The organism is Streptomyces sp. NPDC056987, from assembly GCF_042673865.1.
Lineage (GTDB): Bacteria > Actinomycetota > Actinomycetes > Streptomycetales > Streptomycetaceae > Streptomyces.
The window spans coordinates 55,486-72,340 of the sequence record NZ_JBHURV010000020.1; the positions used below are offsets into that span (position 1 = coordinate 55,486).

The following is a 16,855-nucleotide window of genomic DNA, read 5'->3' on the forward strand; positions in this document are numbered from 1 at the left end:
GATATTGGCAAGGCTTCCGCTGTGCCCTGGCGTCTCTACGCCATTTCGCGTCTCGCGGCGAGCCGTCGTCACCGCCCGCCGTCAGGGCGTGCGGGCGATCAGATACCGGAAGACGTTCGGCATCCAGACCGTGCCGTCCCGCCGCAGATGCGGATGGAGCGCCTCGCCGATCTCCTTCTCCACCTGCCGCTGGTCCGTCGCCCGGATCGCGCCGTCGAACACCCCGGTCGACAGCAGTCCGCGCACCGCGCTCTCCTGGTCCGCGTACCCGAACGGGCAGGCCACCCGCCCCGAACCGTCCGGTTTCAGCCCGGCTCGCGCCGCGACGTCCTCCAGATCGTCCCGGTGTGCGGGGCGCCGGGCACCTTTGCGCAGCCGGTCGGCCAGTCGGCCCGCGACCCGCAGCACCGCGTCCGTCGCGCAGCGCTCCGGCGGACCCCAGCCGGCCAGCACCACCGGAGTGCCGTGCCCGGCCAGCGGTATGGCTGTTCTGAGGGCGGGATCGAGCCCTTTCGCGTCACCCGCCACGGAGCCGATCGGCTGAAAGGCGGTGATCAGGTCGTACCCGGTCCGGTCCGGCCCCGTCGCGGCGTCGGCCATGCGATCGGCGGGGAGCAGCGTCCCGCTCCCTGTGCCGTCCGGCCGGCGCGGAGCTCCGCCCCGTCCGTCCTCCGTGAGCAGCCGCTCGCGGGCCAGGGCCAGCCGCTCCCGGTCCGCCTCGACACCGGTCACCCGTGCGCCCCGTGCGGTGGCCAGCAGCAGCGCGAGCCCGGAGCCGCAGCCGAGACCGAGCACCCGGGTCCCGGCGCGGACCTCCAGACGCTCGTACACCGCTTCGTAGAGCGGCACCAGCATCCGCTCCTGGATCTCGGCCCAGTCGCGGGCGCGCGTGCGGGCTTCGGACGGCGCCGGGTGCGCCGGGTCCGCGGTCGTGCCCGAAGGGAGCTGAGTGTGCTGGGCGAGCGTACGTGTCATGGATAGCGCCCCAATCCGCCGAGAGGTCGTTCGTACCCTGATTGACAGCCCCCCTGTACGTGCGAGCACACATCCCCCGTATGTCAGGGAACTCCCCATCCGTGCCCACGTCCAGTGGGTGACGGGCAAAGCGTGCGTGCCCCGGGCGTACGCCCCCGCGTGGATGGCCGATTCCTTTTCCCGGCTCCGGAACGGGTACCAGGATCTGAGCAGGACGGTCGAGCGGGCCGACGGTGGAGCGGCGCGCGGTCCGGCCCCGATTGAGCCATTCGGGGCAGTAGGGCCCTGCGGGGGCGGTGCGGGAAGAAGGTGCCCGTCCCGGTACTCTCGCCGTCGTGCGTGGGGGTAGACGTAGATCGTCTACGCGTCGATGCGTATCCGACGCTACGTACCACCTTGGTGCGAGCTGTGAGCCTTCTCCGCAGATCGGCGCACCCGCCCTCGTCAGGACGCATCAACGGCAACTGACGGGTACGTGCAAATTATTTGTGATGCCCCGTAATGGAACCCGGGAGGGATCCGGCTCGTTGTTCACGACGTGAGCACGACACCACCTGTTCTCGCCGCAGAGCTGGCACAGGCGTGGGCCGACATTCAGCGGTCCCACCCCGAGCTGCCGGATCTTGCCGCGCCAGAGTCCCTGATCGGAGAGTCGTCGTCCGCCTGCGGCGCCGAGCTCTCTTTCGAACGACTGCTTCACGAAGCGGTCCACGGCATCGCCGCGGCCAGAGGTGTCCGCGACACCTCCCGCGCGGGCCGCTACCACAACCGCCGATTCCTTGCGATCGCCGAGGAGATGGGCCTCGACCATCCCGAGGAGCCGCATCCCAGCAGTGGGTTCTCCCTGGTCTCGCTCAGCCCCGAGGCGAAGCGCCGATACCGCCCCACCATCGAGCGGCTCCAGCGCGCCCTCAAGGCGCACACGGTCGCGACGGCCGCCGACACCAAGCGCAGTTTCCGCGGCCCGGCCGCCCGGCACGGCTCGTCCGGCGGCGGCGTGCGGGTCAAAGCGGTCTGCGACTGCGGCCGGAACGTACGCGTCGTCCCATCGGTCCTCGCCCAGGCCCCGATCGTCTGCGGCGGCTGCGGCAAACCCTTCCGGATTCCGGAAGTGGTCGCCGCCGCGAGCTAGACCCTGTCCCCGGCGGCCACGCGCCGCCGCGGGCCGACGGCTCGTACCGCGGCACGGCCCCGTTCACACACGGGGCCGGAGCCGTACGCCGTACCCCGGCCGGGTCACCCCCGGCGCCGGGGTGTGGCAGAATGGCCAGCCGTACTCGACAGTCGCACAGGACCCCTCTCTCCTCCGGCTGACGCGTCCATCGGGCAGATCGGGTACCGCAACCCCACGCGGCATCCCGCTGTGCCCAACCACGTCAAGACCAGGAGACACCACTCCAGTGGCAGTCAAGATCAAGCTGAAGCGTCTGGGCAAGATCCGTTCGCCTCACTACCGCATCATCGTCGCCGACTCCCGTACCCGCCGTGACGGCCGGGCCATCGAGGAGATCGGTCTGTACCACCCGGTGCAGAACCCCTCGCGCATCGAGGTCGACTCGGACCGCGCGCGTTACTGGCTGTCCGTCGGCGCCCAGCCGACCGAGCCGGTTCTCGCGATCCTCAAGCTCACCGGCGACTGGCAGGCGCACAAGGGCCTCCCGGCCCCCGCGCCGCTCCTCCAGCCGGAGCCGAAGGCCGACAAGCGCGCCCTCTTCGAGGCCGCTGCCAAGGACGCCGGCGACGAGCCCAAGGGCGAGGCCATCACGCAGAAGGCCAAGAAGTCCGACAAGAAGGCCGACGAGGCCGAGTCCTCGGCCGCCGCCGAGTCGACCGGAGCCTGAGCATGCTCGAGGAGGCTCTCGAGCACCTCGTGAAGGGCATTGTCGACAACCCGGACGAAGTGCAGGTCGCCTCGCGCAATCTGCGTCGCGGCCGGGTGCTGGAGGTCCGGGTGCACCCGGACGACCTCGGCAAGGTGATCGGCCGCAACGGCCGCACCGCGCGTGCTCTGCGGACGGTCGTGGGCGCCCTCGGCGGCCGTGGCATCCGCGTCGACCTCGTCGACGTGGACCAGGTCCGCTGACACACCAGAACAGCCGGCACGGGCCGGGAAGGGCCACGGCCCTTCCCGGCCCGTGCTGTTCAGCCCCGCGCTGTGCGGCCCCGTGCTGTTCCGTAGTGACACAACCATCAATTGAGCAAGCACAACGGTGAGCGACCACCTCCGCGGGAGCGCCGGCGGCTCAGCCACACAAAGGGTGGATCGGCAGTGCAGTTGGTAGTCGGGCGGATCGGCCGCGCCCACGGCATCAAGGGTGAGGTCACCGTCGAGGTGCGTACGGACGAGCCCGAGATGAGGCTCGGCCCCGGTGCCGTCCTCGCCACGGAACCGGCCTCGGCGGGGCCCCTGACCATCGAGGCGGGCCGCGTGCACAGCGGCAGGCTGCTGCTGCGTTTCGCGGGCGTACGCGACCGTACGGGCGCCGAGGCGCTCCGTAACGTCCTGCTGATCGCCGAGGTCGACCCGGAGGAACTTCCCGAGGACCCGGAGGAGTTCTACGACCATCAGCTGATGGACCTGGATGTCGTCCTGGCCGACGGTACGGAGGTCGGCCGGATCACCGAGATCTCGCATCTGCCCTCGCAGGACCTGTTCATCGTGGAACGCCCCGACGGCAGCGAGGTGATGATCCCCTTCGTCGAGGAGATCGTCACCGAGATCGACCTGGCGGAGCAGCGGGCCGTGATCGACCCGCCGCCCGGGCTGATCGACGACCGCGCGGAGATCGTGCCCGGCGGGTCCGGTGGAGAGGCCGAGGACCGATGAGGATCGATGTCGTCACGATCTTCCCGGAGTACCTGGAGCCGCTGAACGTCTCACTCGTCGGCAAGGCCCGGGCACGCGGACGCCTCGACGTGCACGTGCGCGACCTGCGTGAGTGGACGTACGACCGGCACAACACGGTCGACGACACCCCCTACGGCGGCGGTCCGGGCATGGTCATGAAGACCGGTCCCTGGGGTGACGCCCTCGACGAGACGCTCGCCGACGGCTACGAGGCGGGCGCGTACGGCCCCGTCCTGGTCGTTCCCACGCCCAGCGGCCGCCCCTTCACCCAGAAGCTCGCCGTGGAGCTCTCGGAGCGTCCCTGGCTGCTCTTCGCACCCGCCCGCTACGAGGGCATCGACCGCCGGGTCGTCGACGAGTACGCGACGCGGATCCCCGTGGTCGAGGTGTCCATCGGCGACTACGTGCTGGCCGGCGGCGAGGCCGCGGTCCTGGTGATCACGGAGGCCGTGGCCCGGCTGCTGCCCGGCGTCCTCGGCAACGCCGAGTCGCACCGCGACGACTCGTTCGCCCCCGGCGCCATGGCCGACCTGCTGGAGGGCCCCGTCTACACCAAGCCGCCCGAGTGGCGCGGACGCGGCATCCCGGACGTCCTGCTCAGCGGCCACCACGGGAAGATCGCGCGGTGGCGCCGCGACGAGGCGTTCCGCCGTACGGCGCTCAACCGGCCCGATCTGATCGAGCGGTGCGACCCCGCGGCCTTCGACAAGAAGGACCGCGAGACGCTCTCCATCCTCGGTTGGGCGCCGGAGCCCGGTGGCCGATTTTGGCGCAGGCCCGGCGACGTGGAAGAATAGGCCGCTGCTGTACGTCCGGCGTGCGCCCCTGCCACAGGGGGACCGACGCCCGCCCGACGCGAACGGCACTCAACACTCTCCCGATCATCCGCTGATGACCTGTGGCATCAGCGAGGAAGCAGACCTTCATGGCCAGCCTGCTCGACTCCGTCGACGCCGCGTCGCTCCGCAGCGACCTCCCCGCCTTCCGCCCCGGTGACACGGTCAACGTGCACGTACGGGTCATCGAGGGCAACCGCTCCCGTATCCAGCAGTTCAAGGGTGTCGTCATCCGCCGCCAGGGTTCGGGCGTCCGCGAGACCTTCACGGTCCGCAAGGTCTCGTTCTCCGTCGGCGTCGAGCGCACCTTCCCGGTGCACAGCCCGATCTTCGAGAAGATCGAGCTGGTCAGCCGCGGTGACGTCCGCCGCGCCAAGCTGTACTACCTCCGTGAGCTGCGCGGCAAGGCCGCGAAGATCAAGGAGAAGCGCGACCGCTGAGCCCTCACGGCCGCGAGCGGGATACTTCTCACGCCCGCGGCCGGGCCTCTTCTCACGCCAGGTGTACAGGGCCGCCGGATAAGATCTGGCCCCGATGGACACCGAAGCACAGCACGAGAAGCGCGACCGCTCTTCCGACACCCCCGCGGGGGCGGAAGAGCGGCCGCGCTTCTCGCGTTCTCCCTGGTTCGCCAGGGACGAGGGTGCCAGGGGGAGTTCATGGCTCTCCTGGCGCCGTACGGGGCTTCTCGGCCTGGTCTGCACGGTCTTCCTGCTGCTCTTCAGCACGTTCGTGCTCCAGCCGTTTCTGATCCCCAGTGGCTCGATGGAGCCCACCCTCCATGTCGGAGACCGCGTGCTCGTCAACAAGTTGGCGTACCGTTTCGGTACTGAGCCGCAGCGTGGTGACGTGATCGTCTTCGACGGCACCGGGTCCTTCGTACAGGAGCCGGCCCGTGAGAACCCCGTCACCGGGCTGCTGCACGGGGCGGCCGCGGCCCTCGGACTCGCCGAGCCCGCCGAGACCGATTTCGTCAAGCGCGTGGTCGGTGTGGGGGGTGACCGTGTGGTCTGCTGCGACAAGGGGGGCAGGGTCGAAGTGAACGGCCGGGCCGTCGACGAGCGGTATCTGCACGCCGGTGACGCACCCTCCCGCGTGCCCTTCGACATCGTCGTGCCCGAGGGAACCCTGTGGGTGATGGGCGATCATCGCAGTAATTCGCGTGACTCCCGGGATCATCTCGGAGAGCCGGGAGGCGGGATGGTGCCCGTGGAGAGAGTGATCGGCAGGGCGGACTGGATCGGCTGGCCCATAGGCCGCTGGTCGGGCCTGGAGTCCACTGACGCCTTCACGGAGGTTCCGGGGCCGGGGAGCGGTGCCCATGGGTAAGCGCGGACGCCCGGCGAATCACGGGTACGACACCAGGCTGCCGACCGGCTCCCGGCCCACCACGGGACGGGCGCTGCCGGGCCGGGCGGAGCGGCGCAAGCTCGCCAAGAAGGTGAAGCGGCGGCGCAGCCGCTCCGCGGCCAAGGAGATTCCGCTGCTGATCACGGTGGCGCTGCTGATCGCCGTCGTCCTCAAGACGTTCCTGGTGCAGGCCTTCGTGATCCCCTCGGGATCCATGGAGCAGACGATCAGGATCAGCGACCGGGTACTGGTGGACAAGCTCACCCCCTGGTTCGGGTCCAAGCCGCAGCGGGGCGATGTCGTGGTCTTCAAGGACCCCGGCAACTGGCTCCAGGACGAGCAACCCCCACCGGACAACTCCCCGGTGGTGGTCAAGCAGCTCAAGGAAGGGCTGTCCGCCATCGGACTGCTGCCGTCGGCCGACGACAAGGACCTGATCAAGCGCGTCGTCGCGGTGGGCGGCGACACCGTCAAGTGCTGTGACGTCAACGGCAAGGTGACGGTCAACGGCATGCCCCTCACCGAGCAGTACCTGAATCCCGGCAACGCGCCCTCGACCATCCCCTTCGAGGTGCAGGTCCCCGCGGGGCGCATCTTCGTCATGGGCGATCACCGTTCCAATTCGGCCGATTCACGTTTCCATCTGCAGGAGGAGTACAACGGGACGGTCTCCGAGGCGGGAGTCGTGGGCCGCGCAGTGGTCATCGCCTGGCCGCTCGACCACTGGAGCGGGCTGGAGCAGCGGTCGACCTTCGCTTCCGTACCCGACGCGCGTGCCGCGCCGACGACGGCGACGGGGCCGTCGAATAGTCTGTCGTCCCAGGATCGAAACGGATTGGTCCGGCTCCCGACCCCTGCGGAACTCCCGCTCGTTATGGGAGTGGTGGGCCTGTCCCTCCTCCGGGGCAGGCGATCACACAGAGTATTCGCGCGGAGTAAGGAGTGGATGTGGGGGATGTGGCGGTCGGCGCACGATCCGGACACGACGATCCCGAGGAGGGACGCGAGCAGCTCGCCGAGTCGCCCGAAGCCGTGACGGACAAGCCGGCGGAGCAGCGGGGCGACAGCGGGGACGGGCCGGACGGAGACGGTGCGACGGCGCCGAGGAAGCCGCGTTCCTTCTGGAAGGAACTGCCCCTGTTGATCGGGATCGCGCTTCTGTTGGCCTTCCTGATCAAGGCTTTTCTGGTCCAGGCGTTCTCGATCCCCTCGGACTCGATGCAGGACACCCTGCAGCGCGGTGACCGGGTGCTGGTGGACAAGCTCACGCCGTGGTTCGGTGCCGAACCGCAGCGCGGCGAGGTGGTCGTCTTCAACGACCCGGGCGGCTGGCTGGACGGCGCCGAGACCCCCGAGCCGAACGCGGTGCAGTGGTTCCTCGGCCAGATCGGCCTGATGCCTTCTTCCGACGAGAAGGACCTGATCAAGCGGGTCATCGCGGTCGGCGGCGACACGGTGGAGTGCAAAAAGGGTGGAAAGGTCCATGTCAACGGCCTGGCGTTGAACGAGACGGACTACATCTACCCCGGCAACACCCCGTGCGACGACGAGCCGTTCGGCCCGATCAAGGTGCCCAAGGACAGCATCTGGGTGATGGGCGACCACCGGCAGAATTCGCTGGACTCCCGCTATCACCAGGAGCTTCCCGGCAACGGCACGGTCCTGAACGAGGACGTCGTGGGCCGCGCGGTCGTCGTCGCCTGGCCGGTCACCCGCTGGTCCCTGCTGCCGGTGCCCGACACGTTCGACCAGTCGGGGCTGAGCGCCGCGGCCTCCGTCGCGACGGCCGCCACACCGGGGGCGCTCGCTCTGGCCGGAGCCGTGCCGATCGTGTTGTGGCGCAGAAGGAGGCTGACCCGCCGGAGTACCGCCGGGTAGGGTGCCGTCCCAGATCGTTCTCCGAACGGGGGGAGTGCTGGGATGAGCACAACAGAACGTAGGAACAGCGGCCACGGCCGGCTCGGCAGCGTGCTGTCGGGGCTGGCCGTGGCCGTCGGCTGTGTGCTCTTTCTCGGAGGGTTCGTCTGGGCCGCGGTCGAATACCGGCCCTACACCGTGCCCACCAATTCGATGGACCCGACCGTGAAGTCGGGGGACCGGGTGCTGGCCCAGCGGATCTCCGGTGGCGACGTGCGCCGCGGCGACGTGGTCGTCTTCAGGGACTCCGAGTGGGGCGACCTGCCGATGGTCAAGCGCGTGGTCGGCGTCGGAGGCGACACGGTCGCCTGTTGCGACGCCTCCGGCCGGCTGACGGTCAACGGCAAACCGGTCGAGGAACCGTACGTGCAGGGCATGCTCGGCGGACGCGCCTCCACGACCGACTTCGACGCGACCGTGCCCGAGGGACAGCTCTTCCTGCTCGGCGATGAGCGCAGCGGCTCGCTGGACTCCCGCGTACACCTCCAGGACCCCACCCAGGGCTCGGTACCGCGCACGGCCGTGGACGCGCGCGTGGACGCCGTGGCGTGGCCGCTGGGCGGCATGATCGGCCGGCCCGCGGCCTTCGCGGCGCTGCCGGGCGGCGTGTCCGCGCCCGGGCCGCTGGAACCGCTGGTCGCGGCCGTGGTGGGCGGCACGCTGCTGATCTTCGGCGGTGCGGCGTATGTGCCGGTGGTGCGGTGGATCTCGCGGCGCCGCCGGAGCGAGCCCCGTGGCGAGGGGGCGTCCGCACATGCCGTCTGACGGACGGCCCGGGGTGAAGGCGGACACGCGCCCGGTCAGGAAGGTGGCGCGGGTGGTGCTGCTCGACCCCGATGACCGCATCCTGCTGCTGCACGGGTACGAGCCGGGCCATCCCGACCAGCAATGGTGGTTCACGCCCGGCGGTGGCCTGGAGGGCGGCGAGAGCCGGGAGGAGGCCGCGCTGCGCGAGCTGGCCGAGGAGACGGGGATCACACAGGTGGAGCTGGGGCCCGTGCTCTGGCGCAGGGTCTGCTCCTTCCCGTTCGACGGCCGCCGCTGGGATCAGGACGAGTGGTACTTCCTGGCACGTACGGCGCAGACCGAGGCCGCCCTCGGTGACCTCACCGACCTGGAGCGACGCAGCGTCGCGGGGCTGAGGTGGTGGACCTCCGCCGAACTGTCGGCGGCGCGTGAGACGGTGTATCCGACCAGGCTCGCCGAGCTGCTGCGCACGCTGCTCGACGAGGGTCCCCCGGGCACGCCGGTGGACCTCGCGCCCGAGCACGTCTAGCGGCGCGGGGGCCGGAGCACAATAGGGGCACGTACGGCTGAAGGGGAACATGCCATGAGCGCCGAGGACCTCGAAAAGTACGAGACCGAGATGGAGCTGAAGCTCTACCGGGAGTACCGCGATGTCGTCGGTCTGTTCAAATACGTGATCGAGACCGAGCGTCGTTTCTATCTCACCAACGATTACGAGATGCAGGTGCACTCGGTTCAGGGCGAGGTCTTTTTCGAGGTCACGATGGCGGATGCGTGGGTCTGGGATATGTACCGGCCGGCCAGGTTCGTCAAACAGGTACGGGTGCTCACGTTCAAGGATGTGAATATCGAGGAGCTGAACAAGAGCGATCTCGAACTGCCCGGCGGCTGAGACGCGCGATTCGTCCGGTCGGCGGCACTGCTTCGCACCGTGCCGTCCCGCTTTGTCCGGGGCTGATCATTCGGAACCGATCACTCTGACGGGTGAGCGAGTTATCCACATCCGATAGGTTTTCCACCAAGATCCACTCATATCGGGAGATCGCGTCAGAGTCGGTGCCGGAGGTGGTGCCGAGATGAACGCGACGGGGGCACTCGGAAGGTACGGCGAGAATCTGGCGGCGCGGCGGCTGGTCGCGGCGGGGATGATCGTGCTGGCCCGCAACTGGCGGTGCGGCAGGACGGGCGAGATCGACATCGTCGCCCGGGACAGCGACACGCGGGGCCGGGAGACGCTGGTCGTCTGTGAGGTGAAGACACGCAGGGCGGGTTCGTTCGAACATCCGATGGCGGCGGTCACACCGGAGAAGGCAGACCGGCTGCGGCGGCTGGCCGCCTGCTGGCTGGACCGTCACGGCGGTCCACCGCCCGGCGGCGTACGGATCGACCTGATCGGTGTGGTGCTGCCCCGGCGGGGCGCCCCCGAGGTCGAGCACGCGCGGGGGGTGGCCTGATGGGGTTCGCACGCGCGTGTTCGGTCGCGCTGGTGGGTGTCGAGGGCGTGGTCGTCGAGGTCCAGGCCGATCTGGAGCCAGGTGTGGCCGCCTTCACCCTGGTCGGGCTCCCGGACAAGAGCCTGGTGGAGAGCCGTGACCGGGTAAGGGCCGCCGTCGTCAATTCCGGCGCGGAGTGGCCGCAGAAGAAGCTCACGGTCGGGCTCAGCCCCGCCTCGGTACCGAAGGGCGGCAGCGGCTTCGACCTCGCCGTGGCCTGCTCCGTACTCGGCGCGGCCGAGCGCATCGATCCCAAGGCCATCGCGGACCTGGTGCTCATCGGAGAGCTGGGCCTGGACGGGCGGGTCCGGCCCGTGCGCGGAGTCCTGCCCGCGGTGCTCGCCGCGGCGGAGGCCGGGTACCACCAGGTCGTCGTCCCCGAGCAGACCGCGGGAGAGGCCTCACTGGTGCCGGGAGTCTCCGTCCTCGGCGTACGGAGCCTGCGCCAGCTCATCGCCGTACTGACCGGCGAGGCGGTCCCGGAAGAGCCGCAGGAGCCCCGGCAGGACCGTCCTGACCCCATGCTGGCCGGGCTCATGATGCCGGGAGCCGGAGTGGGCACCGGTCTCGCCGCGAGCGGGCCGGGTGGCGGGCACCGGCCGGACCTCGCGGACGTGGCGGGCCAGGCCGCGGCCCGCACGGCGCTGGAGGTGGCCGCGGCCGGCGGGCATCATCTGCTGCTCCAGGGGCCGCCGGGCGCGGGCAAGACCATGCTCGCGGAACGGCTGCCCGCCGTTCTGCCGCCGCTGACCAGACAGGAATCCCTGGAGGTCACCGCGGTCCACTCGGTCGCGGGCATCCTCCCGCCGGGCGAACCGCTCGTCCACACACCCCCGTACTGCGCACCGCACCACTCGGCGACCATGCAGTCACTGGTCGGCGGCGGGAACGGACTGCCACGCCCCGGCGCGGTCTCGCTGGCGCACCGAGGGGTGCTTTTTCTGGACGAAGCGCCGGAATTCTCCGGGCGGGCGCTGGACGCCCTGCGGCAGCCCCTGGAGTCGGGCCATGTGGTTGTGGCGCGCAGCGCGGGGGTGGTGCGGCTGCCGGCGCGCTTCCTGATGGTGCTCGCGGCCAACCCGTGCCCTTGCGGCCGGCACACCTTGAACGGCGCGGGATGCGAGTGTCCGCCCTCGGCGATCCGCCGCTATCAGTCGCGCCTCTCCGGGCCACTGCTCGACCGGGTCGACCTGCGGGTGAACGTTCAGCCGGTCACCCGGGCGGATCTGCTGGGGCAGGGCGGCCGGGGCGAGTCGACCGCCGCGGTCGCGGCGCGGGTGCAGGAGGCCAGAGCGCGGTCGGCGGCGCGGCTGGACACGACGCCCTGGTCGGTCAACAGTGAGGTCCCGGGCCATGAGCTGAGAACCCGCTGGCCGGTCTCCCCCGGGGCGCTGGCCGCCGCGGAACGGGACCTGGAACGCGGACTGCTCACTGCCCGCGGCATCGACCGGATCCTGAGAGTCGCCTGGACGGTCGCGGACCTCGCCGGGTGCGACCGGCCGGAAGCCCACCACGTGGACCTCGCCCTGGAACTGCGCACCGGCATCGCCCGAGGCGCCGGCGCCGTGACGGGAGGCACCTCATGACGCCCGTCAGCCCCCAGGAGCGGCTGGCGCGCGCCGCACTCACCCGGATCCTCGAACCGGGAGACGAACAGGGCGGCCGCTGGCTGCGCACCTGGGGCGCCGTGGGGCTGCTCGACCTGCTCTCGTCACCGGCCGGAGCCCGGGACGCCGCGCGCCGGCAGCTCACGGGAGCCACCGAGCGCCGGCTCGACGGCTACCGCGCCAGGGCGGCGCGGGCCGTCCCCGAGCGCGATCTCTCGGCGATCACCGCGGCCGGCGGCCGGTTCGTCTGCCCCGGTGACGCGGAGTGGCCCAGCCAGCTCGACGACCTCGGCGCGGCCCGGCCCATCGGCCTGTGGATCCGCGGACGACCGGATCTGCGGATCTGGTCCCTGCGCTCCGTCGCCGTCGTCGGCGCCCGCGCATGTACTCCGTACGGGGCACATATGGCGGCGAGTCTCGGCTCCGGTCTTGCCGAGCGCGGCTGGGTGGTGACCTCGGGCGCCGCGTTCGGTGTCGACGGCGCGGCCCACCGCGGCGCCCTGGCGGCCGACGGGGCGACCGTGGCCGTCCTCGCCTGCGGCGTCGACGTGGTCTACCCGCCGGGCCACGCCGAACTCGTCGGCCGGATCGCTGAACAGGGCCTGGTCATCGGCGAATTGCCACCGGGCGACCATCCGACCCGCAGCAGATTCGTGCTGCGCAACCGCGTCATCGCCGCGCTCACCAGAGGCACCGTCGTGGTGGAGGCGGAGTACCGCAGCGGCTCGCTGGTCACGGCGCGCTGCGCCCAACGGCTGGGGCGGTTCACGATGGGGGTTCCGGGACCCGTCACCAGCGGGCTCTCGGCGGGCGTGCACGAACTGCTGCGCGGTGAGGGCGTGCTGGTCACGGACGCTGCCGAAGTGGCCGAACTCGTCGGGGACATCGGGGAGCTGGCTCCGGCGCGCCGGGGCCCGGTACTCCCCAGGGATCTGCTCGATCCGGTCAGTGCGCGGGTCCTGGAGGCCTTGCCGGGACGGAGGTCCGCCGAGGGGCGGGAGATCGCTCGGGACGCGGGCACGACGACGGACGAGGCACTCGGCAGGCTGTACGAACTCCACTCGTTGGGGTTCGTCGAACGGCACGGCGACCGGTGGCAGTTGGCCTCCCGGTCCACACCGGAGACCGCCGCGCGGCGAGGCGGTGCTTGACCGGGGGCATTCGGGTGAAAAGGTGAGAGGGATGATCCTCGTACCGCTCTCGGTGACCCCCGTCAGGCCGGCGCCCGGACAGATCCTGGCGGGGTCGGCATCCGATCGAATGTGTGGCCGACGGCATTCACCGGCGCGGGCCCGGCCATCCGCTCCTCGCGCAGCGCGACGCTTCAGTCACGCTACGCTCGCCTGGAATCAGGTCCAGCGAGATGTCCCCCCGCACTTCACGGCAGAACGGCTCAAGGCGACGCATGCCCCAGCACACCTCCGGGTCTGACCGCGCGGCAGCGCCCCCGGCTGCCCGGAGCGCCGTGCGTTCCCCCGCACCCTCGTCTCTCGACGAGTTGTGGCGGTCGTACAAGACCACGGGCGACGGCCGGCTGCGCGAGCAGCTCATCCTGCACTACTCGCCGCTGGTGAAATATGTCGCGGGCCGGGTCAGTGTCGGGCTGCCCGCCAACGTCGAGCAGGCGGACTTCGTCTCCTCCGGGGTCTTCGGGCTCATCGACGCGATCGAGAAGTTCGACATCGAGCGGTCGATCAAGTTCGAGACCTACGCGATCACCCGGATCCGCGGGGCCATGATCGACGAACTCCGGGCGCTGGACTGGATCCCGCGGTCCGTGCGGCAGAAGGCGCGAGCTGTTGAGCGTGCCTACGCCACCCTGGAAGCCCAGCTCAGGCGCACCCCCTCCGAGGGCGAGGTGGCTGCCGAGATGGGGATCGCCCTGGAGGAACTGCACGCGGTTTTCAGCCAGTTGTCCCTGGCGAACGTCGTGGCATTGGAGGAACTGCTCCACGTCGGCGGTGAGGGCGGCGAGCGGCTCAGCCTCATGGACACCCTGGAGGACACCGCCGCCGACAATCCGGTGGAGGTCGCCGAGGACCGTGAGCTGAGACGGTTGCTGGCGCGCGCGATCAACACCCTCCCCGACCGGGAGAAAACCGTGGTCACGCTCTACTACTACGAGGGCCTGACCCTCGCCGAGATCGGCAATGTGCTCGGCGTGACCGAGAGCAGGGTCAGCCAGATCCACACAAAATCCGTCCTCCAGCTGCGGGCCAAGCTGGCCGACGTCGGACGCTGAGGCTGTGCCGCCGCGGCCTCATCCGTAAAGTGGAGGCGTGCCCAGGATTCGAGCGGCCTCCGTGGCCGAGCACCGGACCATGCAACGCGGCGCCCTGCTGGACGCCGCGCGCTCCCTCCTGTCCGAAGGCGGTACGGAAGCGCTGACCTTCCCCGCCCTCGCCGAGCGCACGGGCCTCGCCAGGTCCTCGGTCTACGAGTACTTCCGCTCGCGCGCCGCCGTCGTCGAGGAACTGTGTGCCGTCGACTTCCCGGTCTGGGCGGCGGAGGTCGAGGCGGCCCTGGCCGGCGCGGACACCCCCGAGGCCAAGATCGAGGCGTACGTACGGCAGCAACTCGCCCTGGTCGGTGACCGGCGCCACCGCGCGGTCGTCGCCATCTCCGCGAGCGAACTGGACGCCGGAGCCCGGGAGAAGATCCGCGCCGCGCACGGCGGCCTGGTCGCCATGATCGTCGAAGCCCTGGCCGAACTGGGCCATGAGCAGCCACGGCTGGCCGCGATGCTGCTCCAGGGCGTGGTGGACGCGGCGGTTCGCCGCATCGAACTCGGCGCGGCCGAGGCGCCCCCGGAGATCGCCGAGGCCGCGGTCTCCATGGCGCTGCGCGGCGTACGGGGCTGAACCCGGCGAGCGCGCGGTGCCGGCGTACGGCGCGGCGGATGCTCGCCGCCGTATGCGTGAGCCGTACATGGCGGGGCGCGGGCTCACCTCCATCGCCGGGCGGACGGTGGTGCCCCCGACGACGTGCCCCGACCGCCACCGCCACTGCCAGCAGGGTCAGCGCGCACAGCCCGTACATCGGGTACGGCCCGTAGGAGGCGCCGTACGCACCGACCGGGACCGACTCCCCGGCCGACCGTGCGGGCCGCGTCGGACGCGGTGTTCCGGCCGCGGTCCGGACCGTCGACGCGGGCGGTTCCGGCACTCCCCGCACCGGCAGCAGCCGAGCAGGGCCCCGGCGGAGCAGGCTCGGGGGCAGCAGCGACAGCGGGTCCAGATAGGTCTCACCCCGAAGCAGCCCCCAGTGAAGGCAGGTCGTCGGGCAGTGGGAAGGACCGGCCGCCAGCACTCCGACCACCTGGCCGGCCACGACCTGGTCGCCCTTCTTGACCAGCGGATCCACCGGTTCGTAGGTGGTACGCAGCGCTGGGTCGCCCGTGCCCGGCAGGGTGATCGAGACCACCCCGCGCCCCGCCACCGGGCCCGCGAAGGAGACCTGCCCCGACGCCGCCGCCCGAACCGGGGCACCCGCGGACGCCGCGAGGTCCACGCCGCGGTGACCGGGCCCGTACCCCGTGGCCGGAGGCTGCCAGCCGCGCAGCACGGTGGGGCGCGTCCCCACCGGCCAGGACCGGCGGCCGTCGGGAACGTCGGAGGAAACGCCGGGCGGAACACCGTGCGGCACATCGACGGGCGGCCCGGTCGGGGAAGGTGTCCCGGCCGGAGCGGGTGCCGAGGCGGGTGAGGCGGGAGCGGCCCAGACCAGCCCCACGACGAGTGAGAGCGCCAGCGTGAGGGCAGGGGCGAAGGAGGGCTTGAGGACATGCGCGCCGGCGCGGGAGAGCAGGCGCGGGAACAGCGGACGGCGTGTGGCGCGACGAGTGATCATGCGATACACGGTGGACCCGAGCGGCCCGACCGCGCTGATCATGAACCAGATCTGTGGACAACTGACCGGTTGTGGATAACGCCGTCACCCGAGGGTGCGAAGGTCCCGTACACTTCATGTGGCGATCCGGGTCACCGGGTCGACTTCGCACGCCCCGTCATCGGCCTCTTCGCGCCGGTGCCAGCGCTTCTCGGTCTCGGACTGTCCCGTGGCACAGCGCAATCGGGGCGTCAGGCGCGACTGCCGTCCGGCGGACGCGACAACCGAGTACCTCAAGGAGTACGGCCATGGCCGTCGTCACGATGCGGGAGCTGCTGGAAAGCGGCGTCCACTTCGGTCACCAGACCCGTCGCTGGAACCCGAAGATGAAGCGTTTCATCTTCACGGAGCGCAACGGCATCTACATCATCGACCTGCTCCAGTCGCTGTCGTACATCGACCGCGCCTACGAGTTCGTCAAGGAGACCGTCGCCCACGGCGGTTCCATCATGTTCGTCGGTACGAAGAAGCAGGCGCAGGAAGCCATCGCCGAGCAGGCGACGCGCGTGGGCATGCCCTACGTCAACCAGCGCTGGCTGGGCGGCATGCTGACCAACTTCTCCACCGTCTACAAGCGCCTCCAGCGTCTGAAGGAGCTTGAGCAGATCGACTTCGAGGACGTGGCCGCCTCCGGCCTCACCAAGAAGGAGCTGCTGGTTCTCTCCCGCGAGAAGGCCAAGCTGGAGAAGACCCTCGGTGGTATCCGTGAGATGCAGAAGGTGCCCAGCGCCGTCTGGATCGTCGACACCAAGAAGGAGCACATCGCCGTCGGTGAGGCGCGCAAGCTCCACATCCCGGTCGTCGCGATCCTCGACACCAACTGCGACCCCGACGAGGTCGACTACAAGATCCCGGGCAACGACGACGCGATCCGCTCCGTCACCCTGCTCACCCGCGTGATCGCCGACGCTGTCGCCGAGGGCCTCATCGCCCGCTCGGGCGTCGCCACCGGTGACTCGAAGCCGGGCGAGAAGGCCGCCGGCGAGCCCCTCGCCGAGTGGGAGCGCGACCTGCTCGAGGGCGAGAAGAAGGACGACGCCGAGAAGCCGGCCGAGGCCGCTGCCGCTCCGGCCGCCGAGGCCGAGGCCGAGAAGCCGGCTGAGACGCCCGCCGCCGACACCCCGGCCGCGGACACCGAGCAGGCCTGACCCTCACCAGGTTCGGCAGTTGACGGCGGGGGCCCATCGGCCCCCG

18 protein-coding genes and 2 pseudogenes are annotated in these 16,855 nt (G+C 70.7%); 18 read left to right on the forward strand and 2 right to left on the reverse strand.

The genetic code is table 11. From position 1 onward, the window contains the following. Nucleotides 1-81: 81 nt before the first annotated feature. On the reverse strand, nt 82-975 hold the full coding sequence (locus tag ACFTZC_RS22880; RefSeq protein ID WP_382892507.1) for a class I SAM-dependent methyltransferase: 894 nt from the start codon (nt 973-975) through the stop codon (nt 82-84). A gap of 538 nt (nt 976-1,513) precedes the next feature. Here ACFTZC_RS22880 and ACFTZC_RS22885 point away from each other — a divergent pair. The 17 genes and pseudogenes from ACFTZC_RS22885 (at nt 1,514) to ACFTZC_RS22965 (ending at nt 14,634) form a co-directional block, all read left to right on the forward strand. Beyond that, the gene (locus tag ACFTZC_RS22885; protein ID WP_365814109.1) at nt 1,514-2,107 is read left to right on the forward strand and encodes a hypothetical protein; all 594 of its coding nucleotides are present in this window, start codon (nt 1,514-1,516) and stop codon (nt 2,105-2,107) included. Nucleotides 2,108-2,375: 268 nt separating this feature from the next. Further along, nucleotides 2,376-2,816, forward strand: a complete 441-nt coding sequence (rpsP, locus tag ACFTZC_RS22890; protein ID WP_365814110.1) for a 30S ribosomal protein S16 — start codon at nt 2,376-2,378, stop codon at nt 2,814-2,816. Nucleotides 2,817-2,818: 2 nt separating this feature from the next. After that, a complete protein-coding gene (locus ACFTZC_RS22895) occupies nt 2,819-3,058 on the forward strand; it encodes an RNA-binding protein (protein WP_329823028.1) in 240 nt (79 codons plus the stop codon). 186 nt (nt 3,059-3,244) lie between these two features. Beyond that, nucleotides 3,245-3,802 carry a ribosome maturation factor RimM gene (gene rimM / locus ACFTZC_RS22900; RefSeq protein ID WP_382892510.1) on the forward strand — a complete coding sequence of 186 codons (558 nt, stop codon included), beginning with the start codon at nt 3,245-3,247 and terminating at the stop codon, nt 3,800-3,802. Beyond that, entirely contained in the window at nt 3,799-4,620 is an 822-nt protein-coding gene (gene trmD / locus ACFTZC_RS22905; protein ID WP_382892512.1) for a tRNA (guanosine(37)-N1)-methyltransferase TrmD, read from the forward strand. Before rimM ends, trmD begins: the two co-directional genes overlap by 4 nt. Nucleotides 4,621-4,748: 128 nt before the next feature. Then, nucleotides 4,749-5,099 carry a 50S ribosomal protein L19 gene (gene rplS, locus ACFTZC_RS22910; RefSeq protein ID WP_365814113.1) on the forward strand — a complete coding sequence of 117 codons (351 nt, stop codon included), beginning with the start codon at nt 4,749-4,751 and terminating at the stop codon, nt 5,097-5,099. A 94-nt stretch (nt 5,100-5,193) separates the two neighbouring features. Next, on the forward strand, nt 5,194-5,988 hold the full coding sequence (lepB, locus tag ACFTZC_RS22915) for a signal peptidase I (protein WP_382892514.1): 795 nt from the start codon (nt 5,194-5,196) through the stop codon (nt 5,986-5,988). Beyond that, nucleotides 5,981-7,061: pseudogene (gene lepB / locus ACFTZC_RS22920) on the forward strand (signal peptidase I); the annotation flags it as partial. The gene lepB (ACFTZC_RS22915) and the pseudogene lepB (ACFTZC_RS22920), both read left to right, overlap by 8 nt. Beyond that, nucleotides 6,967-7,887, forward strand: coding sequence for a signal peptidase I (lepB, locus tag ACFTZC_RS22925; protein WP_382892516.1), 921 nt, complete (start codon nt 6,967-6,969; stop codon nt 7,885-7,887). The pseudogene lepB (ACFTZC_RS22920) and the gene lepB (ACFTZC_RS22925), both read left to right, overlap by 95 nt. 42 nt (nt 7,888-7,929) lie before the next feature. Continuing rightward, entirely contained in the window at nt 7,930-8,691 is a 762-nt protein-coding gene (gene lepB / locus ACFTZC_RS22930; RefSeq protein ID WP_382892518.1) for a signal peptidase I, read from the forward strand. Then, nucleotides 8,681-9,202: an NUDIX hydrolase gene (locus ACFTZC_RS22935; RefSeq protein ID WP_382892520.1), complete on the forward strand. Its 522-nt coding sequence runs from the start codon at nt 8,681-8,683 to the stop codon at nt 9,200-9,202. The genes lepB (ACFTZC_RS22930) and ACFTZC_RS22935 overlap by 11 nt, the downstream gene beginning before the upstream one ends. 54 nt (nt 9,203-9,256) lie before the next feature. Next, nucleotides 9,257-9,565 (forward strand): DUF2469 domain-containing protein, encoded by a 309-nt coding sequence (locus ACFTZC_RS22940; protein ID WP_014675276.1) that lies wholly within the window; start codon nt 9,257-9,259, stop codon nt 9,563-9,565. Nucleotides 9,566-9,749: 184 nt separating this feature from the next. After that, entirely contained in the window at nt 9,750-10,127 is a 378-nt protein-coding gene (locus ACFTZC_RS22945; RefSeq protein ID WP_382892522.1) for a YraN family protein, read from the forward strand. Next, a complete protein-coding gene (locus ACFTZC_RS22950; RefSeq protein ID WP_382892523.1) occupies nt 10,127-11,752 on the forward strand; it encodes a YifB family Mg chelatase-like AAA ATPase in 1,626 nt (541 codons plus the stop codon). The genes ACFTZC_RS22945 and ACFTZC_RS22950 overlap by 1 nt, the downstream gene beginning before the upstream one ends. Next, nucleotides 11,749-12,924: a DNA-processing protein DprA gene (gene dprA, locus ACFTZC_RS22955; protein WP_382892525.1), complete on the forward strand. Its 1,176-nt coding sequence runs from the start codon at nt 11,749-11,751 to the stop codon at nt 12,922-12,924. The genes ACFTZC_RS22950 and dprA overlap by 4 nt, the downstream gene beginning before the upstream one ends. Nucleotides 12,925-13,178: 254 nt before the next feature. Next, nucleotides 13,179-14,015 carry an RNA polymerase sigma factor WhiG gene (gene whiG / locus ACFTZC_RS22960; protein ID WP_382892527.1) on the forward strand — a complete coding sequence of 279 codons (837 nt, stop codon included), beginning with the start codon at nt 13,179-13,181 and terminating at the stop codon, nt 14,013-14,015. Nucleotides 14,016-14,094: 79 nt separating this feature from the next. After that, complete coding sequence (locus ACFTZC_RS22965) at nt 14,095-14,634, forward strand: TetR/AcrR family transcriptional regulator (protein ID WP_382892672.1); 540 nt, start codon at nt 14,095-14,097, stop codon at nt 14,632-14,634. Between the two features lie 427 nt (nt 14,635-15,061). Here ACFTZC_RS22965 and ACFTZC_RS22970 read toward each other — a convergent pair. Then, nucleotides 15,062-15,664 (reverse strand): annotated as a pseudogene (locus ACFTZC_RS22970) (peptidoglycan DD-metalloendopeptidase family protein); the annotation flags it as partial. Nucleotides 15,665-15,909: 245 nt separating this feature from the next. On the opposite strand from ACFTZC_RS22970, the gene rpsB reads away from it, so the two are divergent. Beyond that, nucleotides 15,910-16,809: a 30S ribosomal protein S2 gene (gene rpsB, locus ACFTZC_RS22975; protein WP_382892529.1), complete on the forward strand. Its 900-nt coding sequence runs from the start codon at nt 15,910-15,912 to the stop codon at nt 16,807-16,809. Nucleotides 16,810-16,855 lie beyond the last annotated feature (46 nt).